Origin of the sequence: Pantoea eucrina (assembly GCF_002095385.1) — a bacterium.
Lineage (GTDB): Bacteria > Pseudomonadota > Gammaproteobacteria > Enterobacterales > Enterobacteriaceae > Pantoea > Pantoea eucrina.
Genome location: NZ_MIPP01000006.1, coordinates 37,697 through 50,308 on the forward strand (window position 1 = coordinate 37,697; position 12,612 = coordinate 50,308).

A 12,612-nucleotide genomic window follows, 5' to 3' on the forward strand; every position below is an offset into this window, starting at 1 on the left:
CGGCTTACTGAACAGAGGAAGATGGTGATGCAAGCGAACGATTACTGGTTTGGCTTACCGAAAAAAATGTTCTGGGGCTTCCTCGCGATTGCCATCTTTATGGCGGGCGACGGCTTCGAAATGGCGTTTCTCTCCCGCCATATTACTGACATGGGCTTCACGCCGGGCCAGTCGGCGCTGGTGTTTACCTTTTACGGACTGGCGGCGGCGCTGGCGGCCTGGGCTTCCGGCGTGGTTGCGGAGTTGATTACCCCGCAACGTGCAATGCTGATTGGCTTTGTGCTGTGGATAGTGATGCACACGCTGTTTATGTCGCTCGGTCTTGGCCTGCGCAATTATCCGCTGATGGTGCTGTTTTACGGCATTCGCGGGCTGGCTTATCCGCTGTTCATCTACTCCTTCATGATGATGCTGGTGCAGGTATTGCCGCGCGAGAAACTGGCTGCCGCCACCGGATGGTTCTGGGCGATGTATTCGGTCGGCATTGGCGTGGTTGGCAGCTATCTGCCCAGCCTGACTATCCCGATGCTGGGTGAAACCGGCACGCTGTGGCTGGCGATTGGCTGGCGATTGGCTGGGTAGCGGCGGGCGGCGTACTGGCCTTTTTCAGCCTGCGCAATGTGCCGGTGGACCGTTCGCGCGTGAATCTGCCGCTGCGTGACAAAATGACCGAAATGTCACGCGCAGTGACCATTCTGTTCACCAACCAGCACGTGTTTTACGCCTGTCTGATTCGCATCATCAATACGCTATCGTTGTTTGGTTTTGCGATTATCATGCCGCTGCTGTTTGTTGATCGTCTCGGCTTTACCATCTCTGAATGGTTGCAGATTTGGGCAGTGTTCTTTTTTGTCACCATTTTCACCAACATCTTCTGGGGCATCATCGGCGAGAAAATTGGCTGGATCCGCCAGGTGCGCTGGTATGGCTGCCTCGGTATGGCGATCTCCAGCCTGGCGTTTTACTACCTGCCGCTGTATGCCGGCCACAATTTCTGGATCGCGCTGATTCCGGCGGTGATGCTGGGGATTTTTGTCGCGGCATTTGTGCCAATGACCGCCGTGTTCCCGACGCTTGAACCGCATCATAAAGGCGCAGCCGTTTCGATTTACAATCTGTCGGCAGGCCTCAGCAACTTTGTGGCACCGGCGATTGCTTCAGTTATGTTGCCGTTCTTCGATATCGTCGGCGTGGTATGGGCGTATACCGGGCTGTATGTGTTTGCCGGCGTGCTGACGTTTATTATTCGCGTGCCGCAACCAGGACACACCCGGGAAGCATCCGCAGTGAAATCGCGTATCGCGCAGCAGCGCAGTTGAGCCTGTACGAAAAAGTGCACTATTTGAATATCCGCAGGTTATTGCCTCAGCTAAGCGGCACGTTAAATCTGCAGGCTTCGCTTGAACTCAGCGTACTGGCTGTCAGGCTTAGCCGTGTCAACCGCGAAATAACCCGGAGGAAAGATGTCGCGCTTTGCAGAGTAAGTGGTGGTGATCACCGGAGCCGGCATGGGTGCCGCAGCGGCAATATGGGCGCGTCGATATGCTGGTTAACAACGCCGTTTGCCCTGGCTTTGCTCTCACCGATCTTACCGAAGAGATAAAAAGAGATGAGGCGCTGCATTAACGCTTCTACGATCGCATTCTGCAGCGCCGCGCCGGTGAGCCGTAAGATACCGCTAGCGCAACTGCTTTTATCGCCAGCGATGACGCGCCTTATATCACCGGCGTTAACCTGCCGGTCGACGGAGGTCTGACGGCGTCGAATAGCCAGCCGAAGCAGGCCTGAGCCACTTCGATGGTTATGGACGGGGCGGTGATCCCGCCACATCCTGCAGCGCCTGCTGTAAATCGTACCAGCGAAAGGTAAAGCCGGACGCCTCCAGCCGTTTGGGCAGCACATGCTGACCGCCCAGCACCAGCACTGCTGATTCACCCATCATCAGTTTGATGGCGGCCGCCGGCGTGCGCATAAAAGCGGGCCGGTGCATGACCTGTCCCAGCGTCGCGGCAAACTGTTCGTTACGCACCGGATAGGGGGCAACCATGTTGAACGGACCGCGCAGCGACGGGTGATCCATCAGCCAGATGATGGCATCGATCATGTCATCAATATGGATCCACGGCAGATACTGTTTGCCGCTGCCAATCGGCCCGCCCACGCCAAGACGAAAAGGCAGTTTCATCTTTTCCAGCGCACCGCCCTCACGCGCCAGCACAACGCCGGTACGCAGCAGGCAGACCCGGGTTTGCTCGCTCTCGGCCTTGAGCGCCAGCTGTTCCCAGCGCGCGCACAGCGTATGGGTAAATTCATCCTGACCGGGATCCTCTTCGGTCACAATGACCTCGCCGCTGTCGCCATAGAAGCCAGTGGCTGAACCGGAGATCAGAAACGCGGGAGGAGTACTGCTGGCGTGGATCAGTGAAACCAGCTGTTCAGTGATTTGCCAGCGGCTTTCGCACAGCTGCTGCTTCTGGCTGGCGCTCCAGCGCTTATCAGCGATAGGTTCGCCAGCCAGATTTATAATGCCCTCTATGCCATTAAGGTCGGACTGCTGATCGAGTCCGGACCAGAGCCTGACGCGCTCATCGAGTTTTTCCCGCGCGGCTGCCACGTCACGCGTCACTACATTCACCTGATGCCCGAGCTGCAGCAGTCGCGGGATCAGGTGGCGGCCAATCAACCCGGTGCCGCCGGTAATCAGTAATTGCATCGTGAGCCTCCCTGTAAATTATTATCTGCTCAGCATTGAGCATAGAAGAGAAGCGGAGAGTGAGTGTGACAGCGCCTGCAGCGTGAAGGAAAAAGCGGCCCTGAGGCTGCCGGAGAGGCAAAGATCCGACCAGCAGATTATTGCCTTAGGTGAAAAAAGCCGGTAAAGATGTGGCACCCCGGCTGCTTATGCTGAGGCTGGCGGGATCGGGCAAAGCACGCTAAGCGCTTGCGACAGTGATAAGAGCGCTTTACCTTACGCGCATTCTGATAAAGCAATAAAAAAACCGACGCGTGCCGCGCACGCTGAAACGTCAAAAGGGTTACGGATGGTGGATCAAACGGCAGATGACGCTATTGAGTGGGTGGATATCGTCAGCGAAGAGAACGAAGTGATTGCGCAGGCCAGCCGGGCACAGATGCGGGCACAGTGTCTGCGCCATCGCGCCACCTATATCGTGGTTCATGATGGTATGGGCAAGATCCTGGTACAGCGTCGCACAGAAACCAAAGATTTCATGCCCGGTATGCTGGATGCCACCGCCGGTGGCGTGGTGCAGAGCGGTGAAGAGATGCTCGAATCTGCACGGCGCGAAGCGGAAGAGGAGCTGGGGATCGCGGCAGTACCCTTCGCTGAACACGGCAAATTCTACTTTGAAGATCAGCACTGCCGCGTCTGGGGCGGGCTGTTCAGCTGTGTTTCTCACGGTCCGTTTGCGATGCAGGAGAGTGAAGTTGATGAGATTTTCTGGATGACGCCAGAAGAGATCACGGCGCGCTGCGATGAGTTTACCGATGATTCACTGAAAGCGCTCTCGCTGTGGCTGAGCCGCAATAGCGATGCAGCACGCAGCAAGCAGAACAGCGAAAGCTGACCGCTGCATCTGCACGACGCGAAAAAAAAAGCATGCGCCTGGCGCATGCTTTTTTTATACCTGAGCAGGGGGAGGGGGGCTTACCCTTCCGCCTGCTGCGACTGAATGGCCGTCAGGGCGATGGTGTAGACGATATCATCGACCAGCGCGCCGCGTGACAGGTCATTGACCGGTTTACGCATGCCCTGCAGCATCGGGCCGATAGAGATCAGATCGGCAGAGCGCTGCACCGCTTTGTACGTAGTGTTACCGGTATTGAGATCCGGGAAGATAAAGACCGTGGCGCGTCCGGCAACCGCCGAATTGGGCGCTTTGGACCTGGCAACATCTTCCATAATGGCCGCGTCATATTGCAGCGGACCATCAATAACCAGATCGGGGCGTTTCTCCTGCGCAATGCGGGTGGCTTCGCGCACTTTCTCAACGTCGCTGCCCGCACCGGAGTTACCGGTTGAGTAAGAGATCATCGCTACGCGCGGATCGATACCAAAGGCGCTGGCGGAATCTGCAGACTGAATCGCGATTTCAGCCAGCTGCTCCGGGTTAGGATCGGGGTTGATGGCGCAGTCGCCGTAAACCAGTACCTGTTCTGGCAGCAGCATAAAGAACACGGATGAAACCAGCGAGCTGCCGGGCGCAGTTTTGATCAGCTGCAGCGGCGGACGAATGGTATTGGCAGTGGTGTGCACCGCGCCAGAGACCAGGCCATCCACTTCTCCGCTCTCCAGCATCATGGTACCCAGCACCACATTGTCTTCCAGCTGCTCCTCCGCCACGACTTCCGTCATGCCTTTGCTTTTGCGCAGCTCAACCAGGCGCGGCACATAGTTTCCGCGCACAACTTTCGGATCGACAATCTCAATGCCGGTGCCCAGCTCCACGCCCTGAGCCGCCGCCACGCGCTGGATCTCATCCGGATCCCCCAGCAGGACGCAGGTGGCAATGCCGCGTTCGGCGCAGATTGCCGCCGCTTTAACCGTGCGCGGTTCGTCGCCTTCCGGCAGGACAATGCGTTTGCCCGCTTTACGTGCAAGTTCGGTCAATTGATAGCGGAAAGCAGGAGGCGACAGGCGACGACTGCGTTCGGAAGTGGCGGTCAGCGACTCAACCCAGTCGGCGTTGATAAAGCCGGCAACATACTCCTGCACTTTTTCAATACGCTGCGTATCGTCAGCCGGTACTTCCAGGTTGAAGCTCTGCAGGCTCAGCGACGTCTGCCAGGTGTTGGTTTTCACCATAAACACCGGCAGGCCGGTCTGGAAAGCGCGCTCGCACAGACGGGCAATAGGCGCTTCGATCTGATAGCCGCCGGTCAGCAGAATGGCACCAATTTCAATACCGTTCATCGCTGCCAGACAGGCAGCAACCAGTACGTCAGGGCGATCGGCCGAGGTCACCAGCAGCGAGCCGGGACGGAAATGCTCCAGCATGTGCGGGATGCTGCGTGCGCAGAAGGTCACAGATTTAACGCGGCGCGTCTCGATTTCACCTTCGTTGATGATTTCCGCGTTGAGGTGGCGGCACATATCGATAGCGCGCGTGGCGATCAGGTCAAAGCTCCATGGCACACAGCCCAGCACCGGCAGCGGGCTGTTGGCAAACAGCTGTTTCGGATCGATGTTGGCTACGCTGGCTTTAGAGGAGTCATCGAAGATCTCTGAGAGATCGGGGCGGGTACGCCCCTGCTCATCCACCGGCGCATTCAGCTTGTTGATGATAACGCCCGTGATGTTTTTGTTTTTACTGCCGCCAAAGCTGCTCTGGCTTAGCTCAATACGCTCTTTCAACTGAGCAGGGGAGTCATTGCCCAGCGCCATCACAAAAACAATCTCGGCATTGAGCGTCTTGGCGATCTCGTAGTTGAGCGCAGAGGCGAACTGATGCTTGCGTGTCGGTACCAGACCCTCGACCAGCACCACCTCTGCTTCTCTGGCCGTGGCGTGGTAGTTGGCAATGATCTCCTCCATCAGCACATCCTGCTGGTTTGAACCCAGCAGTGACTCAACGCGCGACATCTGCAGCGGTTCAGCAGCAGGAATGGCGGAGTTTTTACGGATAATGGTGGTTGTCTGGTCCGGTCGGTCGCCCCCGGCGCGCGGCTGTGCAATCGGCTTGAAAACACTCAGGCGCACGCCTTTGCGTTCCATTGCGCGGATCACGCCAAGGCTGACGCTGGTCAGGCCGACGCTGGTGCCGGTAGGGATAAGCATAATTGTACGTGACACGTTAAAAACCTCGCGGTGTTACAGGGTGTCAAAATCGCTCCGTCAGCCTGAGCTGACGGAGAAGAAAGGGATCAGGCCGTCAGACGCGCGGCATCCTGCGCAATCACCAGCTCTTCATTGGTCGGGATGACGAGTGCAGGGCGGGTACCCTCTTTATTGATAAAACCGGATTTGCCAAAGCGGGCAGCCAGATTGCGCTCGTGATCAAGGTCAAAGCCCAGCAGACCCAGTTTGCCCAGGGCCAGCTCACGCACCAGAGCCGCATTTTCGCCAATACCGCCGGTAAAGATGACTGCATCCAGGCGACCATCCATCAGCGCCGTATAGCTGCCGATATATTTGGCCAGCCGGTGGCAGAAGACATCCATCGCACGTTTTGCATCTTCTTTGGTTGCATAGTTATCTTCAACATAGCGGCAGTCGCTGGTTACTTCCGTCAGGCCCAGCAGCCCTGACTCTTTGGTCAGCAGCTTGTTGATCGCATCAACGCTCATACCCAGAGCGTCATGCAGGAAGAAAACAATGGCCGGATCGATGTCGCCGCTGCGGGTGCCCATGACTAACCCTTCCAGCGGCGTCAGGCCCATTGAGGTATCAACACACTGACCGTTGCGAATAGCCGAAACAGAGCCGCCATTGCCAAGATGGCAGGTAATGATATTCAGCTCGCTGACTGGCTTGTTCAGCATTTTTGCCGCTTCCTGCGTCACATAATAGTGGCTGGTGCCGTGAGCGCCGTAGCGGCGTACGCCATGCTCGCGATAGAGATGATAAGGCAGGGCGTAGAGATACGATTCTTCAGGCATTGTCTGATGGAAAGCCGTATCAAAAACCGCCACATTCTTATCAGAGAGATGCGGGAAATTTTTCATCGCCTCATCAATGCCGATTAAATGCGCCGGATTGTGCAGCGGTGCAAAAGAAGAGGCATCTTTAATGCCCTGAATGACCGCCTCATCAATGATGACGGACTGGGTCAGTCGCTCACCGCCATGTACGATACGGTGGCCGATTGCAGCGATTTGTGCCGAAAGCTCTGGTTTTTGTGCCAGAATAGATTTAACGATGAAGTTCAGCGCTTCGCTGTGGGCTGCGCCTGCACCCAATGGTGCTTCCTGCTTGCTGCCTTCCAGCTTCCATTTAATCCGCGCTTCCGGCAGGTGGAAACATTCAGCCAGTCCCGACAGGTACTCATCGCCGGTAGCTGGATTGAGGATAGCAAATTTAAGAGAAGAACTGCCGCAGTTCAGAACCAGTACTAACTTCGTCGACATGGAAGTACCTATTTGTTAAATAGTGGCTAAAAATAACGCAATCAGACTAACAGCGTAGCCCATGAGAGCGGGGCGATTTATGATTAACATCATGCGCCAGCTAAAAAGAAAACGACACGCAAAAAAATTCGGTAATTTTACGCAAATTTTTGAAAGCGCTGTAGCAATACCTGGCTCTGGCTGTGCTTTAATCAGGCGGCAGCTTCCGGTAATGTTACTGAAAACGGCGTCAGAATACCCACTGTCACCTGCAAAAACAAAATGTTTTGAAGGATGTCACGTAAAGTTGTGTAGTTACAAATTTAATTTAAATAATGCAGTATTAGTTGAGGTGCATAATGGCGAATGACGCAGGTAATCCGGGCTGGTTTGGCTTATTCCAGCGCGGACAACACTACATGAAAACCTGGCCTGCGGATAAACGTCTGGCGCCAGTTTTTCCGGAAAACCGGGTCGTTACGGCGACCCGCTTTGCCATCCGTTTTATGCCGCCGCTGGCCGTATTTACCCTGACGTGGCAGATAGCGCTGGGCGGGCAGCTGGGGCCAGCCATCGCCACCGCGCTGTTTGCCTGCAGCCTGCCGATGCAGGGATTGTGGTGGCTGGGTAAACGAGCCGGTACGCCGCTGCCGCCTGCGCTGCTGCAGTGGTTCAACGAAGTCCGCAGCAAACTGGAAGAGGCGGGGCAGGCGATTGCACCGGTAGAGGGAAAGCCCACCTATCAGGCGCTGGCTGATGTACTTAAACGGGCGTTCAGACAGCTGGATCGCACCTTTCTGGACGATCTTTAATTCTGCACAATCGGATAAGGAGCAGCAGGTGAATTTTAAAGGATTTCTGTTTGACCTGGATGGCACGCTGGTGGATTCACTGCCGGCAGTAAACCGCTGCTGGACGCAGTGGGGCGAGCGTCATGCGCTCAGCGCTGAGGTGGTACTCGATTATATTCACGGCAAACCCGCTATCGATTCACTGCGCCATTTCATGCGCGGCGAGAGTGAGGCCGCCATCCAGGCGGAATTTCACTGGCTGGAGCAGCAGGAAGCCCGGGATACGCAGGGCATACGGGAGATAGCCGGCGCGCGCGCGCTGCTGACGCAGCTTAATGAGCAGAACATCCCCTGGGCGATTGTCACCTCCGGTTCGGTGCCGGTAGCCCACGCCCGGCATCGCGCAGCTGAGCTCCCTTTGCCAGCGGTGTTTATTACGGCTAACGATATCCGGCGCGGCAAGCCCGATCCGGAACCCTATTTACTGGGTGCTGAGCGTCTGGGCCTGCATCCGTCTGAATGTGTGGTGGTAGAAGATGCGCCCGCAGGTATTGCGGCAGGCCTTGCGGCCGGCAGCGCAGTGATCGCCATCGATCCAGCGGCAGATACGCCTGGTCTGAACCAGGTTCTGTTTAATCTGCCCGATCTGAGCAGGCTGAAAATTACGCAGAACGACACCGGCGCCTTTTCGCTGAGCCTGCGCGCCTGAATGATACCCGCTCGCTCAGAGCGGGGTCTCCTGTGAAATCTCATCAAGCGACAGAGTAAAGCTCGGGACGAACACCTCCATAAAATAATCCATTTCAGGTGAACGCCGCTCGGTCAGGGTCTTCTCCAGCCGTGTTTTAGCCAGTGAAAATTCATGGTTGCCGGCAGAGAGCTCCTCAAGGCATTTCAGATAGGCGCAGAGAGCGTCAGCCTGTTTCACCACAGCCTGTTCGGCCGCGCTATAGTGGTGTTCATCAATCAGCGGCCGATACGCTTCCTGCAATTCGGGCGGCAGCATTTCAATCAGCTTTTGCTGGGCAATTTTCTCAATCTTTTTGTATTCATGCGCAATTTGCGCGTTGTAATACTTAACCGGCGTTGGCAGATCGCCGGTCAGCACTTCACTGGCATCATGATAGAGCGCCAGCATTGCAATACGATCGGGATTGAGTTCACCTGCAAATTTCAGATTTTTGATCACTGCCAGCGCATGCGCCACCATCGCGACCTGCAGGCTGTGTTCAGAGACATTTTCTGTACGTACATTGCGCATCAGCGGCCAGCGATTGATGAGTTTCAGGCGGGAGAGGTGAGCGAAAAAGTGGCTTTGAGTCATTACAGCATCCTGTCAGCACAGCGGGGAGGAAACCCCTCCCCGGAATGCATACAGTATATACCTGACTGCAGCCAGGTACATGACAGGTTAAGCGCCTGGCTGGCTGCAGCAGAAGGTGACTTACTGCCGGTAACCCTGCAGAAAACGTCCAAACTTGCCGATCGCCATCTCCAGATCGTCTACCCGCGGCAGAGTAACAATGCGCACGTGATCCGGATGTGGCCAGTTAAAGGCGGAGCCCTGTACCAGCAGCACTTTTTCCTGCAGCAGGAAGTCGAGCACCATCTTCTGATCGTCATAAATATTAAATTTTTTCGGATCGATACGCGGGAACATGTAAAGCGCGCCCTGCGGTTTAACGCAGCTTACGCCGGGAATATCGTTAATCAGCTCCCAGGCGCGCTGGCGCTGCTCGTAGAGCCGTCCGCCAGGGGCGATAAACTCGCTGATGCTCTGGTAGCCTCCCAGCGCGGTCTGAATCGCATGCTGAGCGGGCACGTTGGCACACAGGCGCATAGAGGCGAGCATTTCCAGGCCTTCAATATAGCCTTTGGCGTGCTTTTTCGGCCCGTTTAGCACCATCCAGCCCTGACGAAAACCGGCCACGCGATAGGTTTTAGACAAACCGTTAAAGGTCACCGTCAGAAGATCAGGTGCCAGCGCCGCAATGGAGTGATGCTGCGCATCGTCGTAGAGGATTTTGTCATAGATTTCATCAGCAAAGATAATCAGGTTATGCTGACGCGCTATTTCTACCACCTCCAGCAGCAGTTCTTTACTGTAAACCGCGCCGGTCGGGTTATTGGGGTTGATAATCACAATTCCACGCGTGCGCGGTGTGATTTTGCTACGGATATCATCCAGATCCGGAAACCAGCCGGCTGACTCATCGCATCGGTAATGGACAGCTTTGCCGCTGGAGAGTGAAACGGCTGCCGTCCACAGTGGGTAATCCGGTGCCGGCACCAGCATCTCATCGCCGCTATTGAGCAGCGCCTGCATCGCCTGCACGATCAGCTCTGATACCCCATTGCCGATATAGATATCTTCAACGGTAACGTCGCGCATATCACGCGCCTGATAGTGCTGCATAATGGCTTTACGAGCAGAGTAGAGCCCCTTGGAGTCGCAGTATCCCTGCGCGCCAGGCAGATTACGTATAACGTCGACCAGAATTTCATCAGGTGCTTCAAAACCAAACGGCGCTGGGTTGCCAATATTCAGCTTGAGAACCTTGTTGCCTTCTTCTTCAAGTCGCTTTGCTTCTTTTAGTACCGGTCCGCGAATGTCGTAACAGACATTTTCCAGCTTACCGGATTTATCAATTTGGAAATTCATCGTTGCCGCCTTTTCGGGCAGAGTCCTTTAACCCGCCACCCAGTTAAAACCTGCCCAATTTACTCCTCTCCCGATAACAAAAGAAGGGTGGCAGCGGCTTTTGGCGTGATTGAGACAGATTCCCGGTGTGGGTAGCGTAATTATGGTGATATGCCGGTTAAATTGGTTTTTATGACTGCCTGTGGTTAATTTACAAGACTATTATTTTGGTAAATAGCGATGCGATTTGCCTGTAACGGCTACGCCAGCTGCCCCTCTGTCATAAGAAAACCGGGTTATGCTTTCCATACTAATGATTAGCTGCGCAATGAAATAGTTAAGCGTATCTTGCTAAATGATGCTGTTTTATTCAGCTGGCGTTAACTCATGCATGGCGCAGCGGCAATATCTGCATTCTTATGCGCAGTCTCAGCATAGAAATTGCGCGAATAGCAACGGGTACGATCGCAATACTGGCGGGCAATGAGCGTTTTTCTGTAACTTTATCGCTCCAAATAAGTTTACAAACCAGATGGTCAAAATTTAACCCTGGCGTTGCCGGAGGGGCTAAACGGGCTTATTAAGCAAAAAATTTGATGTTTTGCACGAAAACATTTCCCTTTAAAGCGTAAAAATGATTAAGTATAATTTATTATTTGAAGCACTTTATGGCTTCGTTTCGACATAACAACGTGTTATCTCTTTTTTTGCTCTGCAACCTTTTATGCAGGCAACCAGGCAACTACACAGCTTCCAGCACCGGTACGACTCTTGTCTTTGGCCCTGAAGTTGTTCTGTCTCTAATGACGCCGCCTCTCTGCTGCCAGAGAACGTACGCTCGTCATTACCCGCCTGAACTCGGTTTTAAGACGATCTCCTCTGGAGATTGTCAGTAAGCACCATTGCCACTTATCTCTTTGATTTTGTGGCAATACACCAGGGTAGTAGTTCTAAAAATCTTATAAAGTGAAGAAAAAAATCATGACTAATGCAAATCGTCCGATACTGAATCTCGACCTCGATCTGCTGCGTACATTTGTTGCTGTTGCAGACCTGAATACGTTTGCAGCGGCGGCGGCGGCCGTGTGCAGAACCCAGTCAGCGGTAAGCCAGCAGATGCAACGTCTGGAGCAACTGGTAGGTAAAGAGCTGTTTGCCCGACATGGACGTAACAAACTTCTGACGGAGCACGGTATCCAGCTGCTTGGCTATGCCAGGAAAATCCTGCGTTTTAACGACGAAGCCTGCACCTCACTCATGTACAGCAATATTCAGGGCGTTCTGACTATCGGAGCCTCTGATGACACGTCAGATACCATTCTGCCTTTCCTGCTGAACCGGGTGACGTCAGTCTATCCAAAGCTCGCCATCGATGTACGTGTAAAACGTAACCCGTTTATGATGGAGATGCTGAACCAGGGAGAAGTCGATCTGGTTGTGACCACGTCCAGCCCGGGTAACTTCACGCATCAGGTACTGCGTACTTCACCAACGCTCTGGTACTGTGCCGCTGACTATATTTTCCAGCGCGGCGAAGCGATTCCTCTGGTACTGCTGGATGAACCAAGCCCGTATCGCGATATGGCGATAGACCATCTGAACGAAGCGGGTATTCCATGGCGTATCTCTTACGTGGCATCAACGCTGGCAGCAGTGCGCGCGGCCGTTAAAGCCGGTCTGGGCGTAACGGCACGTCCGGTTGAAATGATGAGTCCTGAGTTGCGCGTAATGGGCGCCGCCGAAGGTTTGCCAGTGTTACCGGATACGCAATACCTGCTGTGCCGTAACGCTGACAGCGATAATGAACTGGCGCTGGCCATTTTCAACGCCATGCAATCGACGAACGATCCTTACAATCTCAGTGCAAATCCGGATAGCTCACTGCTGCTGGATGATGAAGAGTAAGCCGTAGCGACACTGCAGTAATACGCGCGTTACGCGCTGTATAATTGCTATAAAAAAGCCTTAGTCGGCGTAACTGCTACTAAGGCTTTTTTTTTGCCTGTTATCCGGGGCCAGATACGCATTTTTATGGCCGATAATTATCAGGCTTTCCGAAAAACGAGCAGTTGTTTCAATTCCCGTCATTTTAGAAATTTTTTATCAAAAAATGCC

General features: G+C 54.4%; 10 protein-coding genes and 2 pseudogenes. 7 read left to right on the top strand and 5 right to left on the bottom strand.

The annotated features are described in order from the left end of the window. The first annotated feature begins 27 nt into the window (after positions 1-27). Both HA43_RS04930 and HA43_RS04935 read left to right on the top strand, forming a co-directional pair. A pseudogene (locus tag HA43_RS04930) lies at positions 28-1,319 on the top strand (MFS transporter). Positions 1,320-1,554: 235 nt separating this feature from the next. Next, positions 1,555-1,788: pseudogene (locus HA43_RS04935) on the top strand (SDR family oxidoreductase); the annotation flags it as partial. Between the two features lie 13 nt (positions 1,789-1,801). Here HA43_RS04935 and HA43_RS04940 read toward each other — a convergent pair. After that, a complete protein-coding gene (locus tag HA43_RS04940; RefSeq protein WP_039379083.1) occupies positions 1,802-2,713 on the bottom strand; it encodes a TIGR01777 family oxidoreductase in 912 nt (303 codons plus the stop codon). A gap of 328 nt (positions 2,714-3,041) precedes the next feature. On the opposite strand from HA43_RS04940, the gene yfcD reads away from it, so the two are divergent. Further along, a complete protein-coding gene (gene yfcD / locus HA43_RS04945; RefSeq protein WP_039379079.1) occupies positions 3,042-3,587 on the top strand; it encodes an NUDIX hydrolase YfcD in 546 nt (181 codons plus the stop codon). Between the two features lie 80 nt (positions 3,588-3,667). Here the strand turns inward: yfcD and pta are convergent, their stop codons facing one another. Then, the gene (pta, locus tag HA43_RS04950) at positions 3,668-5,812 is read right to left on the bottom strand and encodes a phosphate acetyltransferase (protein WP_169713301.1); all 2,145 of its coding nucleotides are present in this window, start codon (positions 5,810-5,812) and stop codon (positions 3,668-3,670) included. A gap of 71 nt (positions 5,813-5,883) precedes the next feature. Continuing rightward, complete coding sequence (gene ackA / locus HA43_RS04955) at positions 5,884-7,086, bottom strand: acetate kinase (RefSeq protein WP_094111120.1); 1,203 nt, start codon at positions 7,084-7,086, stop codon at positions 5,884-5,886. A 79-nt stretch (positions 7,087-7,165) separates the two neighbouring features. Here ackA and HA43_RS18645 point away from each other — a divergent pair, with 79 nt between their 5' ends. Genes HA43_RS18645 through HA43_RS04965 form a run of 3 tightly spaced genes read left to right on the top strand, consistent with a single transcriptional unit; the run spans position 7,166 to position 8,565 of the window. Beyond that, on the top strand, positions 7,166-7,435 hold the full coding sequence (locus HA43_RS18645; protein WP_128083782.1) for a hypothetical protein: 270 nt from the start codon (positions 7,166-7,168) through the stop codon (positions 7,433-7,435). Next, positions 7,425-7,877: a terminus macrodomain insulation protein YfbV gene (gene yfbV / locus HA43_RS04960; RefSeq protein WP_039379043.1), complete on the top strand. Its 453-nt coding sequence runs from the start codon at positions 7,425-7,427 to the stop codon at positions 7,875-7,877. Before HA43_RS18645 ends, yfbV begins: the two co-directional genes overlap by 11 nt. Before the next feature lie 28 nt (positions 7,878-7,905). Next, positions 7,906-8,565 carry a sugar phosphatase gene (locus HA43_RS04965; RefSeq protein WP_094111121.1) on the top strand — a complete coding sequence of 220 codons (660 nt, stop codon included), beginning with the start codon at positions 7,906-7,908 and terminating at the stop codon, positions 8,563-8,565. Between the two features lie 15 nt (positions 8,566-8,580). On the opposite strand, the gene yfbR is transcribed toward HA43_RS04965, so the two are convergent. After that, positions 8,581-9,180 carry a 5'-deoxynucleotidase gene (gene yfbR / locus HA43_RS04970; RefSeq protein WP_039379039.1) on the bottom strand — a complete coding sequence of 200 codons (600 nt, stop codon included), beginning with the start codon at positions 9,178-9,180 and terminating at the stop codon, positions 8,581-8,583. Between the two features lie 120 nt (positions 9,181-9,300). Then, on the bottom strand, positions 9,301-10,518 hold the full coding sequence (locus tag HA43_RS04975) for a pyridoxal phosphate-dependent aminotransferase (RefSeq protein ID WP_039379037.1): 1,218 nt from the start codon (positions 10,516-10,518) through the stop codon (positions 9,301-9,303). A gap of 960 nt (positions 10,519-11,478) precedes the next feature. Here HA43_RS04975 and lrhA point away from each other — a divergent pair. Next, on the top strand, positions 11,479-12,402 hold the full coding sequence (lrhA, locus tag HA43_RS04980; RefSeq protein ID WP_039379035.1) for a transcriptional regulator LrhA: 924 nt from the start codon (positions 11,479-11,481) through the stop codon (positions 12,400-12,402). Positions 12,403-12,612 lie beyond the last annotated feature (210 nt).